Source organism: Brucella pituitosa, assembly GCF_965577835.1.
Classification (GTDB): domain Bacteria; phylum Pseudomonadota; class Alphaproteobacteria; order Rhizobiales; family Rhizobiaceae; genus Brucella; species Brucella pituitosa.
Genome location: NZ_OZ264094.1, coordinates 252,996 through 270,147 on the forward strand (window position 1 = coordinate 252,996; position 17,152 = coordinate 270,147).

A 17,152-nucleotide genomic window follows, 5' to 3' on the forward strand; every position below is an offset into this window, starting at 1 on the left:
TAACCCACTTTAATGGGTCGAACAAATTAATGAAATGCATTATTTGAACCATTAAAAGGATCACTTAATGCGCCTAACGCTTCAAACCCATTTTGATGGTGAGTGGCATCACGCCGCGGCACTGGAACTTAACGACGACGCGGTCGGTTTCCAGGGCGCGTCGATCGTCGATTACGATCTCGACTATTTCGTCACTGTGGCATCGGCGGAGTTCGCAGGTGGAAAGACCGTCCGCGACCATCGCGCGTTGTCCGTCCGCTATCCCGTTGATCTTGAGAATCGATACAGCCGCAGCTGGCCGCCCTTTGTCCTGGACCTTATGCCTCAAGGACATGCAAGGCGTAAGCTTGCCGAGCATCTTGGTATTATTGAAGGTTCGCGCGCTTCGGATCTCCCGCTACTTCTGCGATCGGCAACAGGCGGCATAGGCAATATCCGGATCAAAGAACCGGTCGAGGCCGAAACGAGGCGGCTGCGTGGTGTTGAGCGCCAAGGAGTTACAGAAGCGGAAATGCTTGCGCGGTCGGATCGCTTTATGGAAGTTGCCGATCGCTTTGGAATGCTCGGCTCCAGCGGCCTGCAAGGCGAATAGCCGAAGGTCTCGATGACACGGGCGGACTGATGGGCTTTACTATCCTGACAGCTTCGTGACCGATGCTGAAGCCGTGCGCCACGTCATCGTCAAGCTTGTCCGGAGCAGCGAGCCTGTAGACCACCTTATTCTCGAAGGCGTCCTTATCATTCCCCGTTTCGACAGGAAGAAGGAAGGCAGTGGAACCGTCCGGCTGGGCCAGGAAAGCCTGGTGTCAGCGATCGGCGTTGCCGATTTCGGCCATGTCGGCACGCATGAGGCCTATGTCGATGTTCCGCGTCAATATTCGGCCAATCCTTTCGCGGAAATTGTCGAATACCTTAAGCGCGACATCGCCAACCTCGCGCTTGGCAATCCCGACAATCACGGCCGGAACTCGGCTCTTAGCAAGCACCAGGACAGCACGATCCGCCTGTCTCCACTGTTTGATTTCGCGCCAATGCGGCTCGCCAAAGAGGGGATCGTTCGCTCCACTCGATGGGCGATCATGCGTGATGGTGGTCGCGACCATCTTCCCGATTGGAAGCGGATTTGCACTGAACTGGTGCATAAACCCTTTGAGCAGAAAGCTCTCGCCGCTGCGCTTTCCACATTCGCCGAGCACCTGCGACACGCACCGGATCTGGCGAAAGATATGGGTGCGGCCCCGGCGATTCTGGAACGTGCAATGGGCCGCTGCTTGGAAATCGCGGATAGCGTTCTGGAGAGCTGCCATTAATGTCGAAGGATAGCTAAATGGCTCGATGGAAGAAACCGACGAAAGAAGAGATTCTGGAAAACCGGCGAACACTGGCGGAGCGTGCTCGAACCGGGGACCTGAGACTGCCCGGTGCGGTGGCGGAAATTCGTAAGGGGATTGGCATGACGCAAGAGGAGTTTGCCAAGATGCTGTCGCTTACTCGGCGACAAGTTGCGGAGATCGAAGCCGGTACCGCGAACCCAACGCTTGATACTTTAGTTAAAATTGGCCGATTGTTCGGATTTTCTATGGGGTTTGTTCCTAAGGCGCAATGATGGTTGAATTTTCCCGGAGATGCCGTTGGCGTCCTGAACCACGAAGAAGCTTTGCCTTTCGGGGCACCACAGTTGGCGGAGTGACGATGGTATGATGTGACCGTAAGGCGGAATGAACCGCACGAGCAGAAGAACCCGTGGTGTTGTCTTGCATGTGATAAAGCGCGGAAACGTGACTCACCAAAAATGTCATCTAAACCATTCAATTTAAAAAGGTTATCTGCCTTCTAAGAAGGGCATGATAAGCGCCGACTATGCCCCCTCTCCGAACGGCAATATGGCATTTAAGTCAGTAGGTTAATGGCAGAATTCGCGGGGTCAGTCTTCGGCGCCTGATCACACCGATTGCTAAGCAAGAATTCGCGTACGTCCAATTCCGATGACCGGAATCCCAAAAGAAGACATTTATCCTTGGGTTGCAAAAGCCCAATTCAGTTTGAGAGCATACCACTCAAGCTGGGTGCATGAAGAAGCCTTCGCTCTCCACTTTATCAGGCAAGTCCAACCACTTTCCCGCAATCGCGTCACCTCATCCGATCACCGCCAATTGCGCCAGACTCGCGAATAAAAACTTCTGTGATCCGGCTCGTTCTAGGGAAGTAGCCTGAAATGGCAATTTGAAGGAATATCGCTTGCCCAGCAGTTGCAACAGAAAGCATGAGATGGAAATACGATCACATAATGCGTGATCGTAATGACGTGCCATTTGTAGATTTATAGCCACCGATGGCATTTTCTGCTCTGGCGCGTTTCCCATGCTCGGTAAGATTCTGCCATTCCATCCGACCCAATTCAGCAATTGTGCGACTATCCGACGGGGCAAGGTTGCGCTCCTTTGTTTGCAACCCTGAATCAGCAATCAACTGTGTCAGGAACCCTGAACGTCAACAGACCCTATTTCGGCGCGCGGACAGCTGTTTCTCTCAAGATGAGTTCAACCGGCCAGAGTTCGTGAACATCAGACGCCACGCGGCCATCGAGCATATCCATCAATAAGTCAGCAGAGCGTTTACCAGCGGCACGCATAGAAGAACGTGTAGCGGTGAGTGACGGCACCATATTATCGGCGCTCAAAAATGAAATAACGTCATCATGCGCAATGACTGAAATATCTTTGCCGATGGTCAAACCACGCGATCGTGCTGCGCGATAAATACCAAGTGCCGTCATCATGGAGCCAGCAACAAACGCTGTTGGTCGGGGGGTCCGCTCCAGCAATCTTTTTGCAAGACGATAGCCTACTTCATCGGTGAAGTCGCCATGTTCAATGAGATCAGGATCGAAAACGACACCCTTTTCCTCAAGTGCCTTGCGATAACCTGCATCGCGATGGAGCGAAAAAGTAAACCCATATCGTCCATTAATCATGGCGATATGCGTGTGACCGAGATCAAGCAAATGTGCTGTCGAACGATAAACAGCACCTTCATTATCGATATCAAGCCATGCATGCGGTATGTCCGTGTCTGACCGCCCGTGGACAAGAAACGGCATGCCAAGTTCATGAAGTAATCTTATGCGTTCGTCATTTGGCTTCGGTGATGTGATGATAATCGCATCGACCCGCCTGCTGGTTGCTAACCTGCGACAGAGCTGAACCTCATCGTCTGTGCCCGTGCTTGCAGTCGGGCTGACGAGAATATCGACCTCGTCCACGCTCAGGCGTTCGGCCATTCCGCGCATAAATTCTGCAAAGTGAAACTCGCTGTTGCGTCCCATCACAACGCCAATCGCCCCGGCACGTCCCGTTACCAGCCGCACAGCATTGACGTTCGGCCTGTAGCCGAGACGGACAGCTTCGTCCATCACGCGCTTGCGTGTGCTTTCGGCAACCTCCGGATAACCGCTCAGCGCACGGCTGACAGTGGTGGCAGAGAGACCGACTTGTTTGGCAAATTCGCGAAGTTTCATTTGGGTTATCGATTTAAAGACATATGAGGTAAGCGATTATTGCAGGGTTGCAGCTATTAACAATTGGCATATCCAGAGTTGATTGTAACGACAATGACGAATTTTGAAAGCGTTTTCAATATTTTTCAAAAACTTATAGTGAATTATCGCAAGATCGCAGCGTTGAAAGTAACGCCCTGCGTTTCAGCGTCAACATTAATTCATTGAATCTACGTAATAAAATCCTAGAAATTTAAATGTTATTCAGCTGCAATAACGAATGAGTTGACAGGAAAGCTGCTGTCTGCAACCTTTTCATCATCCAAACCGTTTTCGATTTTATCAAACCGCTTGCTGAATGGATGGGAGGAGGAACCAATGAAAAATATCAAGAGTGTTCTTGCAGCATGTGCTGCATTCGGTCTGGCAACAACCTTTGCTCAGGCCGACGAGATTTCAATTGCCGCAAACTCAACTGGCAATAACATCAAATTTCTACAAGACCAGATTTCTAAATTTGAAAAAGACACCGGCCACAAGGTCAATATTGTTGCGATGCCGTCATCCAGTAGCGAACAGTTCAGCCAGTATCGGTTGTGGCTTGCGGCAGGCAATGCCGATATTGACGTTTATCAAACCGACATCGTGTGGGCACCGCAGCTTTCAGACCAGTTTGTCGACCTGAAAGAAGCAACAAAAGACGTCACTGGCACGCATTTCCCGTCAATTATTGCTTCGCAAACTGTGAACGGGAAATTAGTCGCACTGCCATTTTATACCGATGCACCAGCACTGTTTTATCGCAAAGATTTGCTGGAAAAATATAGCAAGTCCGTCCCGAAAACATGGGAAGAAATGACGACGACTGCCAAAGAAATTATGGATAAAGAGCGTGCGGACGGTAAGGCCGATCTTTGGGGCTTTGTGTTCCAAGGCAATGCTTATGAAGGACTGACATGCAACGCACTTGAGTGGGTTAAATCGTCAGGCGGCGGTCAGATTGTTGAGGCCGACGGAACAATTTCAGTCAACAATGAACAGGCCGCAGCAGCTCTTGATCGCGCAAAAGGCTGGATCAACTCAATATCACCGCAGGGTGTGCTGGCCTATCAGGAAGAAGAATCGCGCGGTGTCTGGCAGACGGGCAATGCCGTCTTCATGCGCAATTGGCCCTATGCTTATGCACTCGGCAACAATGACGACAGTGCGGTAAAAGGCAAATTTGACGTTGCACCCTTGCCCGCCAGTGCCGAAGGTGAAGCGCCCTCCTCTGCGCTGGGTGGCTGGAACCTCGCTGTATCTAAATACTCAACCAAGCAAGACGCGGCGGTGGCTCTGGTGAAATATCTCGCATCGCCCGAAGTGCAGAAGGTGCAGGCCCTCGAAATCTCGCGTCTTCCGACAATTGAAGCGCTTTATGATGATCAGGAGATCGTCACAGCACAGCCTTTTATGGCCAACTGGAAGCCGATATTCCAAAACGCTGTTCCGCGCCCGTCAGCAGCCACCAAAGTTAAATATAACGAGGTTTCAGCAAAATTCTGGAATGCCGTTCACAAGACCCTTTCGGGCAACGGTACTGCGGCTGAAAATCTTGAATTGCTTGAAGTCGAACTGACCGAACTCGAAGGTTCTGGCTGGTAAGCACTGTTCAAGCAGCGTTCGGATTATCGTCCCAAGCAATCCGAACGCATTTTTCGAAGGCCAAGCTTACTTCGCGCGAAAGAAATTTTAGAGGAAAATCATGACGGAGACCTCTCTTGATGGTTCAAGAGCGGCATCGGGAAGCCGACGCCACTCGGACCTCCACAAGCAGCGAATTCGCTCGGCTTGGTTGTTTCTTGCACCGACACTGCTTGTCTTGGCGCTCGTTGCCGGATGGCCGCTGCTCCGCACCATCTATTTCAGTTTCACCAATGCATCGCTAACAAGCTTGGCAACGGCTGAATTTGTAGGCTTCAAGAACTACCTGACATGGATCACACTCAAGAGCGGTAAAACCGTTTATCGCGGGCTTCTGGTCGATCCGGCATGGTGGGGTGCAGTTTGGAACACCATCCGCTTCACCGTTTTTTCCGTCAGTCTCGAGACCTTATTCGGCCTCATCGTGGCATTGGTGTTGAACGCGCAGTTTCGCGGTCGCGGGTTGGTACGCGCAGCCATTCTCATCCCATGGGCAATACCGACTATTGTCTCGGCCAAGATGTGGGGCTGGATGCTCAATGACCAGTTCGGCATTCTCAATCACATTCTGCTTAATCTCGGCGTCATCAGCCAGAAGATCGCATGGACAGCCAATCCTGACACGGCAATGATTGCAGTTCTGATCGTTGACGTTTGGAAAACAACGCCCTTCATGGCGCTATTGATCCTTGCAGGGTTGCAAATGGTGCCATCAGACATTTACGAAGCTGCAAAAATCGATGGCATCCACCCGATCAAGGTTTTCTGGCGCGTTACACTACCGCTTATCCGTCCTGCACTCATGGTGGCTGTGATCTTCCGCATGCTCGATGCATTGCGCATATTTGACCTGATTTACGTACTGACACCCAACAATGCCCAGACGAAAACCATGTCAGTCTTCGCGCGTGAAAATCTCTTCGACTTCGACAAGTTCGCTTATGGGGCGACTGCCTCCACGATGCTTTTTCTCATCATCGCAGCGATCACTGTCCTCTACATGTTTTTTGGACGCGTAAACCTCAACGGCAAGGGAGAGTAGCATCATGCACTATGTGAAGACCCTTAGCTTTTATCTGCTGGTTGCGTTCATCATCCTGATTGCTGTGTTTCCGTTCTACTATGCGATCATCACGAGCTTCAAATCGGGAACCGCACTGTTTCAGGTCGATTTCTGGCCGGAAAACTTCTCGGTCGCCAATTATACCGGCGTGCTGACCCATGGAAGCTTCGTTCAAAGCCTCGGAAACTCACTTCTTGTTGCAACGGTTGTTGTAGCAATCTCGCTGCTGCTTGCCGTGACAGCCGCCTATGCGCTGGCGCGTGTCAACTTCCGCGGTCGCGGATTGTTGCTGCTGACCATTCTCTCAGTCTCAATGTTCCCGCAAATTGCGGTGCTGGCGGGCCTGTTCGAGCTGATCCGCTTTCTCGGCATCTTCAATACCCCCCTTGCGCTGATTTTCTCTTACATGATCTTCACGCTACCATTCACAGTTTGGGTACTCACCACCTTCATGCGTGATCTTCCTGTCGAGATCGAAGAAGCGGCAATTGTCGACGGCGCGTCGCCATGGGTGATTATTACGCGCGTTTTCATGCCACTGATGTGGCCCGCTCTCGTCACAACCGGGCTGCTCGCCTTCATTTCTGCATGGAACGAGTTTCTTTTCGCGCTCACCTTCACCTCATCGGCAGGGCAACGCACGGTTCCGGTCGCCATAGCGCTTCTGTCTGGCAGCAGCCAGTTTGAAATTCCATGGGGCAACATCATGGCCGCTTCGGTCATCGTCACCGTTCCTCTTGTCGTCCTCGTTCTCATCTTCCAGCGTCGGATCGTTTCTGGTCTTACGGCTGGCGGTGTCAAAGGCTAGGAGTTTAACCAATGGCCGAACTTCAACTGCGCAAGGTGCGCAAATCTTTTGGCAATTTTGAAGTCATCAAGGGCGTGGATATGGATATACGCCCGGGCGAATTCATGGTTTTTGTCGGGCCGTCTGGCTGCGGCAAGTCTACACTTCTTCGCCTGATCGCGGGTCTCGAGGAAATTACCGAAGGCGAATTGTCCATCGACGGAACTGTCGTCAACAGCCTCAGCCCATCCAAGCGCGGCATTGCGATGGTGTTTCAATCCTATGCGCTTTATCCGCATATGACTGTGTATCAAAACATGGCCTTTGGTATGCAGCTTGCCGGAAAAACCAAGCAGGAATGCAAAGACCGCATTCAAAGTGCCGCCGAGATGCTCCAACTCACACCCTATCTGGAGCGCCTTCCCCGGCAGCTTTCTGGTGGCCAGCGACAGCGCGTTGCCATCGGCCGCGCCATCGTGCGCGATCCCAAAGTCTTCCTGTTTGACGAGCCTTTATCCAATCTTGATGCAGCTCTGCGCGTGGCAACACGGCTTGAAATCGCAAAGCTCCATCAGAGCATGGAAAGCACCACCATGATCTACGTAACCCACGATCAGGTGGAGGCCATGACGCTCGCTGATCGCATCTGTGTCTTGCGTGATGGTCGTGTGGAGCAGATCGGTACGCCGCTCGAGCTTTATGAAAAGCCGAATTCACTATTCGTTGCCGGATTTATCGGCTCGCCAAAAATGAACTTCCTGACCGGCGACCATGCTGAAGGGTTCAATGCACACACCATAGGCCTACGCCCTGAACACCTTAAAATTGTGCCAAACGATGGACGCTGGACCGGGCGCGTAATTCATACAGAAATTCTGGGTTCAGACACCTATGTCTATATCAATCTCGGACTTGAGGAGCCGCTTGTGGTTCGTGAGAACGGCGTGGCAACGCGCAAGTCTGGCGAGACACTTTCCATCTCCCCCGCAGAAGAAAACATTCATCGCTTCGATGAAGCAGGCCGCGCATTTGACGCAGACCTCCCAAATTCAATGTCCAAGGCGACAACGCCAAAACAAGGAGAATAATCGTGCCTATTCGCACTATCGTCTGGGGTGAAAATGTTCACGAGAAGATCAACGAAACCGTCCGCTCGATTTATCCGGATGGTATGCACAACACGATTGCTGCAAGCCTGAATGGGGATGCCGAAATTGATGCAACAACCGCAACCTTGCAGGAACCGGACCACGGCCTGAGCGAGGAACGACTTGCGCAAACCGATGTCCTTGTCTGGTGGGGTCATAAGGACCATGGCGGTGTCAATGACGAGATCGTTGAACGTGTTGCGAAGCGTGTGTTTGAAGGCATGGGCCTCATCGTTCTGCACTCCGGCCATTTCTCGAAAATCTTCAAACGCCTGATGGGTACCCCATGCGCATTGAAATGGCGTGAGGCTGGCGAGCGCGAGCGTGTGTGGGTCGTCAATCGTGGTCATCCGATTACACAGGGCTTAGAAGATAACTTCGTGCTTGAAAATGAGGAAATGTATGGCGAGCAGTTCTCGGTGCCTGAACCACTCGAAACTGTCTTCATTTCATGGTTTGCAGGTGGCGAAGTGTTCCGCTCCGGCATGACGTGGCGTCGTGGCGCTGGCAATATCTTCTATTTCCGCCCCGGCCATGAAACCTATCCCACCTATCATGACGCCAATGTGCAGACTGTTCTGCGCAACTCAGTCAAATGGGCCTATAACCCGCAACCTGCCTGGACAGGCATCCACATGGCACCAAACGTACCTGTCGATAAGGCACCAGAACCCATCGAAGAGCGCGGCCCAAAACTGCACAAGGCCGGCGAAGCCGGTTATCGCTGAGGTGCATGATGAGGCTCCTTATTCTGGGAACAGGCGGCATGGCAAAAAGCCATGCTGAAGCCTTCAAGGCGATTGAAGGTGTAGAACTCATTGCGGCCTGCGATGTCTCAGCGGAACGTGTCGATGCGTTTTCTGAAAATCATGGTATCAACAACCGCTTCACCCGACTTGAAGATGCAATTGCATGGGGTGAGTTTGATGCTGTGGCAAATGTGACGCCCGATGCCATACACCACCCAACCACCTTGGCGCTTATTGGTGCTGGCAAGCATGTTTTCTGTGAAAAGCCACTAGCGGAAAACTATGCACTGGCAGCAGAAATGGCCAATGCAGCCGAGCAAACTGGCATCATCAATATGGTAAATCTGACTTACCGCAACGTCGCTCCGCTGCAAAAAGCACGAGAGATGGTTCTCGCTGGAGAGATTGGCCAGATACGCCATTTTGAAGCGTCTTATCTGCAAAGCTGGCTCGTCTCAAAAGCATGGGGCGACTGGAAAACTGAAAGTAAATGGCTCTGGCGGCTTTCCACAAAACATGGCTCCAACGGCGTTCTAGGCGATGTTGGCATCCATATTCTCGACTTCGCATCTTATGCCATTGGCAGCGATGTGGAGCGCGCTTCCGCACATCTAAAAACGTTCGAGAAAGCTGATAATAACCAAATCGGCGAATATGTAATGGACGCGAATGACAGCTTCGTCATGAGTACCGAATATGCAAACGGTGCATTGGGCGTCATCCATGCAAGCCGCTGGGCAACCGGGCATCTCAACGAATTGCGCCTGCGTATTCACGGTGACAAAGGGGCGCTTGAGGTGCTTCACACACCAACAGGCTCGAGCCTCCGCGGCTCAATTGGCGAAGATATCGAAACGGCCACATGGCGCGATATTGATGCGGGAACGGTAAAAACGAACTATCAACGCTTTGCCAAAGCTGTCGCCAATGGCGTTAGCCTTCAGCCAGATTTCCGCCACGCAGCTAATCTGCAACGCGTGCTGGATCACGCCATGAATGTGGATGAGCCTCTGCCCAAAATTATGTGAGCTTGATATTCAATAAGATGCGTGCCGGTTTCCTTAATCGGCATGCTCAATTGATGCGGCCAACGTCGCTATTCTGATACGGCGATTGAGACGACGCTGATATGTAGCAAAGGGTGCTAATGAGTACGAGGCAGTTCCCGAGGACTTGCAAACATTGCCGGGAATAATGTCAGACACCATAAATCACCACTTCATTCCGCAAAATTGGCACATGAGTATCGCTCCACGCGCTATTCGCAACATCAATTAGTTAAATTTTCTCGTGCTTGCTTTTGCCTGCGATATTGCGCACGTTGTTGTCCAACCCACCTGGCAGATTACATAGGAGGAAAAGACATGCAGCATTACGGACTGAAATCGTTTTCCCTTGCCGCTGTCATCGCCATTGCGGGTCATCTGCCTTCGGCTCACGCGGCATCACCAGCTCCGGCGGAAGGGCAAAACGGCATGGTGGTTACAGCTCAGCATCTTGCCTCGCAGGTCGGTGTTAGCGTGCTGAAGAACGGCGGCAATGCCGTCGATGCTGCTGTTGCTGTCGGCTATGCACTGGCAGTCGTTTATCCGACAGCCGGTAATCTCGGCGGCGGCGGCTTCATGACAATCCGCTTCAAAGACGGCAAGAGCACGTTTCTTGATTTTCGCGAGCGCGCACCGCTCGCTGCCACAAAGACGATGTATCTGGACAAAGATGGCAAGCCGGTCGACGGCGCCAGTACTGAAACCTATCTCGCCATCGGCGTGCCAGGCACGGTGGCTGGCCTTGAGGAAGCACGCGAAAAATATGGCACCCGCGAGCGCGAGGAACTGATAGAGCCGGCACTGAAACTCGCCAAGGATGGGTTTGCGCTTGAGCTGGGCGATGTTCTCTCCTTTGCTGACGGCAATGATAGACTGGCAAAAGATCCTGCGGCTGCGAAAATCTTTCTGAAAGACGGAAAGCCGCTTCCGTTGGGTGAGAAGCTTGTTCAGCCGGATTTGGCAAAATCGCTTTCGGCCATTTCGGAAAAGGGCACATCGGCCTTCTATCAGGGCGGCATCGCCGATCTGATCGTCAAATCGAGCAAGGAAAATGGCGGTATTCTCGCCAAGGCCGATTTCGAGCAATACAAGGTCCGTGAGCTGGAACCGGTCAAGTGCAGCTATCGCGGCTATGACATCGTTTCATCGCCGCCGCCTTCTTCGGGCGGACTGATCATCTGCGAAATCCTGAACGTGCTGGAGGGTTATCCAATTTCCTATCTTGGCTATGGTTCCGCGGAAACCACGCGTTTGATGGTGGAAGCAATGCGCCATGCCTATGTCGACCGCAACACGGCACTGGGCGATCCTGATTTCGTTGATAATCCAATCGAGAAGCTCACCAGCAAGGCTTATGCCGAAGAAATCCGTGGCCGCATCGATCCTTATCGCGCAGGCGTCAGCGAGGCTCTCAAGCCAGCCGAATTCAAGGAATCCAACGAAACCACGCATTATTCGATTGTGGACAAGGATGGCAACGCCGTTGCTGTGACCTATACGCTGAACGGATCGTTCGGCACGGCCAAAGTGGCCGAAGGCACCGGCATTCTTCTCAATAACGAGATGGACGACTTCACCATTAAGCCGGGCGTGGCCAATCTCTATGGTCTCATACAGGGCGAAGCCAATGCCATTGAACCGCGCAAGTCACCGTTGTCCTCAATGAGCCCGACCATCGTATCGAAGGATGGTAAACCGTTCATGGTCATCGGCAGTCCCGGCGGTTCGCGCATCATCACGATCACGCTGGAGGCGATCATGAATGTCATCGATCACGGTATGGACATTCAGGAGGCTATCGATGCCCCGCGCATCCATCACCAGTGGCTACCGGATCGGGTCTATATGGAAGCGAACGCGCTTTCGCCGGATACGATCCGGCTGCTGACCGGCATGGGCTATACGGTCGGAGAAGACGCTGACTGGCCGGTCTGGGGGGAGGCGGCAGGCATTCTTGTCGGCGGCAAGGATATGGCGGCCATCCAAAAGGGCGGCGACAGCCGATATTATGGCGCTATCGACAGCCGTGCCGTCGCGGGTGCTGCCATAGGTTATTAGAGCACAGCAGTCATCGACCGCCTTGATATCCAGTCAATAAATGTTGGCCTGCTTTACTCATGAGAGCGCGGCGGCACTACTCGCATAAGGTTTGAGGACAATTCACGTGATGAGGCATGTGCTCCGGCAGTTAAGGCCGACCTGATACCGGCAGCTGTCTGTAGGCTTGGTACCCGGCTAGATACTGTGGAGCGTGCTAAATTATCGCTGAGTCAGAAGGAGCGATATTTTTGCTGGAGGTGGATGCGGCGATCGGATCCATCGACGCCTTTCTCTATCTAACAAGTTCGCGTGTGGCGCACAGGTTTGTTTGCGTAGCTGCATTTTTGCAGACAGCAACGTAATCAGATAATCTCGCCAATGGCGGGACGATTACGGCGTGGCTTCTCCAAGCGCGATAAATGGCTATTTTTAACATTTTGGCGGTTTCGAAACATCTATAAGCAGACTTGCAAACACTTAAGCAGACTATATTAATATATTTAATTGATTCTCAAGTTACCTGGTATCAATGGTTTTCGTGTTTGGGGGGGCATCGATTGCGTGATGACCATATGGGGATACCTGTCGCGATTCCAAGGCTTGGCGCGAGCAAGAAAGCACTATTGAGTTCCATTTTCTTTAATCCTGCGACCCTGGCCGTAGCGATGACGACGCTGTCGCCCTCCTCGCAGGTGCTGGCGCAATGCGCTCCATCGGCCCCGGCATCCGTTAGTATTTCTTCCGGCAGTTGCTCGGATCCAGCTCTCACCACGCGAGAAAGCGCTAATGTTGTGCCGGTGGTCGACGTCTCAGGCACCGGCAGCTATAGTGGCACCTCTGTTTTGCTTACAGCTACTGGCAGCGGTCACGGCGTGCGTGCGAGTGGTAAAGGTACTGCTAACTTGATCGGCACCTCCTCAGATGCTGTTTCTGAGATAACCACCAACGGCACGGGCGGTCACGGCCTCCACGCCGAGGCAGGCGGGGTGATTACAGGAAACTATACTACGGTCACCGCCTATGGCACCAACGCTTATGGCATCAGCGCAGTTGGAGCCAATAGCAGCGTCACGCTGACCGATAGTTCCGTGTCCACCGTCCTGGACAACGCGCACGGAGCCTACGCAGTAGGTGGCGGAATAATCACGCTCACCCGCACCGATCTCACAATCTACGGCACGGCCGCCTCTGCCGCATTTGCAGATGCCGGGGGGGCGATCACTCTCAATTATCTAAATACGTTCAGCTTTGGCGACAATGCACCGGGAGCGGTAGCTTCCGGCGTCGGCAGTAATCTCATCCTCAATAATGGCTATATAAACGGCTACGGAAGTGGTGGCGCTGTTCTGTTCGCTACCGGTGGGGGAACAGTCACCATGGGTGGCGGCGCTATCGCCTCCGGCGATTATTATGGCGGCACAATCAATAGCGACGCTCCTGGCATGCTTGCTCGCGGCGTTGACAGCAGCATTGTTGTTCGTGATGGTGCCAGTACCGCCACTTATGGTGCAAACAGCCAAGGTGTATGGGCCGATTCCGGAGGCAGCATTGATTTCGCCGGTTATGGCATTTTCACCTACCAACCCAATTCGACCGGCTCAGAGGCAAGCGGTGCAGACAGTACGGTCATACTAACCAACACCATAGTCCGGACGTCCGGTCCGTCCAGCGCAGGTCTGCTCGTCACCGATGCTGGCACGATCACCGTAACTGGAACAGAAATCACAACAGGCTTCACCGTGACTGGCAGCAATCCCCCTGTCCTTCAATTCCCGGTGGCAGAGGTGGGGCTGGAGAGCCACGGCGCGGATGTAATCGGGACAGGCAGCGAACTGCATGCCCAGAACGCGACTATCACTACTATTGGCGATGGGAGCATCGGCGTTCGTGTCAGTCAGGGTGCCACGGCCGTGATCACGGGTGGCACAATAACAACAAAGGGTGGTGATAGCGCTGCATTCGGTGGTGCCGATGGTGTCCGTTCGACCGACGCTGGCAGCACGATCACCCTGACCGGCACCAAAGTCGCCACGCAAAAAACTGACGCCATCGGCCTGCACTCGATGGCAGGCGGTAGCATCACCGCTTCTAATGCAACCGTTGCCACAATGGGCAGTGCTGCGCACGGCCTCGCATCAGCCAATGGCGGCACGCTCACCGCATCCGGCTCCACAATCGCAGTAAATGGCTCGGGATCATCTGCTGTTTACCTTGCCGGAAGTGCGCCGAGCACCGTGTCGTTCTCGGGCGGAAGTCTCAGCGCCGCAAATGGTCCAATCATCCTTGCCGAGGGAGGTGTCGGCACCATCTCGATCAATGGCAACACAACTATTAAGCCAGCTGTGGTCAACGGACAGCTCTTGCTGGCAAAAGTGACCGAGGATGCAGCAGGTGCGTCAAGCAACCTGATACTCAATATCAACGGCATTTCGTCGCTTACGGGTGACATCGTCGTGGACCCTTCGACGCTCACTTATAATCTCAGCAACAGCCGGTGGACCGGCAATCTTATGCTCGTCGGTGCTGGCAATACTGTCAGCGCCAGCCTGACTACATCTAAATGGACGGGTGATCTGCTGGCCGACACTGGCAACACTACAGATCTGTCATTGGCGCAGGGCAGCCTGTGGACCGGATTGGCCAGAAACGCGACGTATATCACGATTGATGCCAACAGTATCTGGAACGTCACCGGCCATTCCAACGCAACCGATACGGTTGCCAATAGCGGTCTGATCCAGTTCCTGCCACGATCAAATACCTACACGACCCTGACAGTCGGCAGCTACAGCGGTAGCGCAGGTAGCCGGATTGGCTTCAACACCTATCTTGGCGCTGACAATTCGCCGAGCAATCTGTTGGTTATCAATAGCGGCCAAGTCGGCGGCACGACATCGGTACTTGTCAACAATACCGGCGGTCCGGGAGAGCAGACTGCAGCGGACGGCATCAGGCTGGTGCAGGTGACAAATGGCGGCACCACCACGAACGACGCTTTCACGCTCGGCCAGCGGGTGACTGCGGGCGCTTACGAGTACCAGCTTTTCCGCGGTGGCAGCACAGATTCGAACGACTGGTTCCTCCGGTCCCACATCATCGACACACCGGCAGCCCCCGCGACGGAAGGACCGGAAATTCCGCTCTATCGCCCGGAAGTCGCGCTTTATGCGCCAATCCCTGCTATAGCGCGGCAAATGGGTCTTGCCACCCTGGGCACACTACATGAGCGTGTCGGCGAGGAGGAAAACCTGCGAGGCGTGCCGCAATCGCGGACTTACGTAAACGGCGCCTGGGGACGGATGTTCGGAGAGCACCTCAGCAACCGATGGGGCGGTTCGGTCGATGCTAGCGCGAAAGGTGATCTGACCGGCTTCCAGGCGGGCCTCGACATTCTGCGGCGGACAACGGACAGTGGCCACCGTGACCATGCTGGTCTGTATTTCGCCTATTCGAACTATGATTCGAGCTCGGTGCGCGGCTTTGCACAAGGAACGCAAGACCTGGGCGTGGGCGAACTGACGCTGAAAGGCCCATCGCTCGGAGCCTATTGGACGCATTTTGCACCCATTGGCTGGTATGTCGATGCGGTCGTACAGGGAAGCTGGTACGACGCGGATGCGGTATCGGCTTACAACGCTGGCCTCACCACAAATGCAACCGGATATACGGCATCGCTCGAAGCAGGCTATCCAATCCGCTTTGGTGAGGATGATCGTTGGCTGATCGAACCGCAAGCACAGATCGTCTATCAGTACATGTCGGTGGACGGGTCACACGATCAATATTCGAGAGTGGATTGGGATGCAGGGAGAGCCTGGACCGGCCGGCTTGGCGCACGATTGCAATATTCAACCCGAGATGAGCGCGGAACATTGTGGCAGCCTTATGCGCGGTTCAATCTCTGGCATTCCTTCTCAGGCAATGACACCGTGTTCTTTGGACCATCCTCACCCGCGATTGAGAACAGCTTCGGCGACACAGCACTTGAGATCGGCGGCGGCCTCACGGCGCGTCTAAAGGAGAATGTGAGCCTGTACGGTCAGGCCAGCTACCGCTGGTCTCCCGATAGTGGGCGCAGTAACCAAACAGCAACGGCAGGCACCTTCGGCATCCGTTTCGATTGGTGATTGTAACTAGGATTCCAGATGTCGGTTGCAAACAGCCACTGATTACCAGTCAGAGTTTCGCGTGTCTCGCTCCCCACCGGATCCGTCAGTTGTTCTTATATCGAGTAACCATGCTTCTTCATTGGAACTTAGTGCGATACGACGTGAGACAGTGACCATCAGCATAAATGCAACTAATCCAGAGCCATTATCTGCCTACGAGATACATACCGATATCGGTTGAATGCACATAAATATGCGCATATAACTATCAGCCAAAGGAGCACGTCTTATGCCACAACTGGAATCCGCCCGGACATTCAAGCGCGCCACCAATCTTTCAATCGATAATGAGCTTCTTTCTGAAGCGCGCCGACATAAGATAAATATTTCGCGTGCAGCCGAGAGTGGAATTGCGCAGGCGCTAGCTGCTGCCAAGTCAGCAATTTGGAAAGAAGAAAATCGTCCAGCAATGCAAAGTTCTAATGCTTACGTCGAAGCAAATGGCTTACCTCTTGAACGTTATCGTCAATTCTAATGGCGAGATATGACGTTTACTCCAATCCGGGGGGTGGCGGCTATGTGCTCGACGTACAGGCTGACCTACTGGATGAGCTGAAAACACGTATTGTCATCCCTCTAATTATTAAAGCGCTGGCCCCCATCCCGGCGAAGCGACTCAATCCGAGCTTCGAGATTGAAGGAGAGGAGCATGTGTTGGTTACACAGTTTATGTCGGCAATTCCGGTGTCCGTATTAAAGAACCCAGTCACAAACCTTTTTACTTCACATGACGAGATCGTATCCGCGCTCGATATGGCGTTTCACGGATTTTGAACTCTACCGTTCAGTTATTCAACTGGGCGACAACATTGATTGCTAATCTAAAACTTGCATTCTTGATACTAACGATAGAAGCAAGAAAAGGGGACAGCCCGATTTAGCGGAGGCTCCGAGGACGGGCGCTATTGCGTTAGACCAGAGTAGCTGATTGATGATCGAATAATGTTATTCATAAATTGTGTTGGATGAAC

14 protein-coding genes and 1 pseudogene are annotated in these 17,152 nt (G+C 53.1%); 13 read left to right on the forward strand and 2 right to left on the reverse strand.

Annotation, left to right across the window (positions count from 1 at the left end; all coding sequences use genetic code 11):
• The first annotated feature begins 67 nt into the window (after positions 1-67).
• The 3 genes from ACSME1_RS20440 to ACSME1_RS20450 are packed head-to-tail and all read left to right on the forward strand — an operon-like array spanning position 68 to position 1,606.
• Positions 68-592 carry a HipA N-terminal domain-containing protein gene (locus ACSME1_RS20440; RefSeq protein WP_435655702.1) on the forward strand — a complete coding sequence of 175 codons (525 nt, stop codon included), beginning with the start codon at positions 68-70 and terminating at the stop codon, positions 590-592.
• Between the two features lie 55 nt (positions 593-647).
• Positions 648-1,310 carry a HipA domain-containing protein gene (locus tag ACSME1_RS20445; RefSeq protein WP_435655703.1) on the forward strand — a complete coding sequence of 221 codons (663 nt, stop codon included), beginning with the start codon at positions 648-650 and terminating at the stop codon, positions 1,308-1,310.
• Positions 1,311-1,327: 17 nt separating this feature from the next.
• Positions 1,328-1,606, forward strand: a complete 279-nt coding sequence (locus ACSME1_RS20450) for a helix-turn-helix transcriptional regulator (protein ID WP_105708297.1) — start codon at positions 1,328-1,330, stop codon at positions 1,604-1,606.
• Positions 1,607-2,289: 683 nt separating this feature from the next.
• On the opposite strand, the pseudogene ACSME1_RS20455 reads toward ACSME1_RS20450, so the two are convergent.
• Positions 2,290-2,418: pseudogene (locus ACSME1_RS20455) on the reverse strand (IS5/IS1182 family transposase); the annotation flags it as partial.
• Between the two features lie 82 nt (positions 2,419-2,500).
• Positions 2,501-3,517, reverse strand: a complete 1,017-nt coding sequence (locus tag ACSME1_RS20460) for a substrate-binding domain-containing protein (protein WP_105708295.1) — start codon at positions 3,515-3,517, stop codon at positions 2,501-2,503.
• Between the two features lie 357 nt (positions 3,518-3,874).
• On the opposite strand from ACSME1_RS20460, the gene ACSME1_RS20465 reads away from it, so the two are divergent.
• The 10 genes from ACSME1_RS20465 (at position 3,875) to ACSME1_RS20510 (ending at position 16,955) form a co-directional block, all read left to right on the forward strand.
• The gene (locus ACSME1_RS20465) at positions 3,875-5,140 is read left to right on the forward strand and encodes an ABC transporter substrate-binding protein (RefSeq protein ID WP_105708293.1); all 1,266 of its coding nucleotides are present in this window, start codon (positions 3,875-3,877) and stop codon (positions 5,138-5,140) included.
• A 100-nt stretch (positions 5,141-5,240) separates the two neighbouring features.
• Positions 5,241-6,221 carry a carbohydrate ABC transporter permease gene (locus tag ACSME1_RS20470; protein WP_105708291.1) on the forward strand — a complete coding sequence of 327 codons (981 nt, stop codon included), beginning with the start codon at positions 5,241-5,243 and terminating at the stop codon, positions 6,219-6,221.
• A gap of 4 nt (positions 6,222-6,225) precedes the next feature.
• On the forward strand, positions 6,226-7,050 hold the full coding sequence (locus ACSME1_RS20475; RefSeq protein WP_105708289.1) for a carbohydrate ABC transporter permease: 825 nt from the start codon (positions 6,226-6,228) through the stop codon (positions 7,048-7,050).
• Between the two features lie 11 nt (positions 7,051-7,061).
• Entirely contained in the window at positions 7,062-8,117 is a 1,056-nt protein-coding gene (locus tag ACSME1_RS20480; RefSeq protein ID WP_105708287.1) for an ABC transporter ATP-binding protein, read from the forward strand.
• A 2-nt stretch (positions 8,118-8,119) separates the two neighbouring features.
• Entirely contained in the window at positions 8,120-8,905 is a 786-nt protein-coding gene (locus tag ACSME1_RS20485) for a ThuA domain-containing protein (protein ID WP_105708285.1), read from the forward strand.
• A gap of 8 nt (positions 8,906-8,913) precedes the next feature.
• A complete protein-coding gene (locus tag ACSME1_RS20490) occupies positions 8,914-9,954 on the forward strand; it encodes a Gfo/Idh/MocA family protein (RefSeq protein WP_105708283.1) in 1,041 nt (346 codons plus the stop codon).
• A 336-nt stretch (positions 9,955-10,290) separates the two neighbouring features.
• A complete protein-coding gene (gene ggt / locus ACSME1_RS20495; protein ID WP_435655704.1) occupies positions 10,291-12,030 on the forward strand; it encodes a gamma-glutamyltransferase in 1,740 nt (579 codons plus the stop codon).
• A 539-nt stretch (positions 12,031-12,569) separates the two neighbouring features.
• Complete coding sequence (locus tag ACSME1_RS20500; RefSeq protein WP_435655705.1) at positions 12,570-16,139, forward strand: autotransporter outer membrane beta-barrel domain-containing protein; 3,570 nt, start codon at positions 12,570-12,572, stop codon at positions 16,137-16,139.
• Positions 16,140-16,410: 271 nt separating this feature from the next.
• Positions 16,411-16,656, forward strand: coding sequence for a type II toxin-antitoxin system CcdA family antitoxin (locus tag ACSME1_RS20505; protein ID WP_105707492.1), 246 nt, complete (start codon positions 16,411-16,413; stop codon positions 16,654-16,656).
• Positions 16,656-16,955, forward strand: coding sequence for a CcdB family protein (locus ACSME1_RS20510; protein ID WP_105707490.1), 300 nt, complete (start codon positions 16,656-16,658; stop codon positions 16,953-16,955). The genes ACSME1_RS20505 and ACSME1_RS20510 overlap by 1 nt, the downstream gene beginning before the upstream one ends.
• Positions 16,956-17,152 lie beyond the last annotated feature (197 nt).

Coding starts and splice junctions, on each gene's coding strand:
- ACSME1_RS20440 (WP_435655702.1), top strand. CDS start 68: ATGCGCCTAACGCTTCAAACCCATTTTGATGGTGAGTGGCATCACGCC.
- ACSME1_RS20450 (WP_105708297.1), top strand. CDS start 1,328: ATGGCTCGATGGAAGAAACCGACGAAAGAAGAGATTCTGGAAAACCGG.
- ACSME1_RS20460 (WP_105708295.1), bottom strand. CDS start 3,517: ATGAAACTTCGCGAATTTGCCAAACAAGTCGGTCTCTCTGCCACCACT.
- ACSME1_RS20465 (WP_105708293.1), top strand. CDS start 3,875: ATGAAAAATATCAAGAGTGTTCTTGCAGCATGTGCTGCATTCGGTCTG.
- ACSME1_RS20470 (WP_105708291.1), top strand. CDS start 5,241: ATGACGGAGACCTCTCTTGATGGTTCAAGAGCGGCATCGGGAAGCCGA.
- ACSME1_RS20475 (WP_105708289.1), top strand. CDS start 6,226: ATGCACTATGTGAAGACCCTTAGCTTTTATCTGCTGGTTGCGTTCATC.
- ACSME1_RS20480 (WP_105708287.1), top strand. CDS start 7,062: ATGGCCGAACTTCAACTGCGCAAGGTGCGCAAATCTTTTGGCAATTTT.
- ACSME1_RS20490 (WP_105708283.1), top strand. CDS start 8,914: ATGAGGCTCCTTATTCTGGGAACAGGCGGCATGGCAAAAAGCCATGCT.
- ggt (WP_435655704.1), top strand. CDS start 10,291: ATGCAGCATTACGGACTGAAATCGTTTTCCCTTGCCGCTGTCATCGCC.
- ACSME1_RS20505 (WP_105707492.1), top strand. CDS start 16,411: ATGCCACAACTGGAATCCGCCCGGACATTCAAGCGCGCCACCAATCTT.
- ACSME1_RS20510 (WP_105707490.1), top strand. CDS start 16,656: ATGGCGAGATATGACGTTTACTCCAATCCGGGGGGTGGCGGCTATGTG.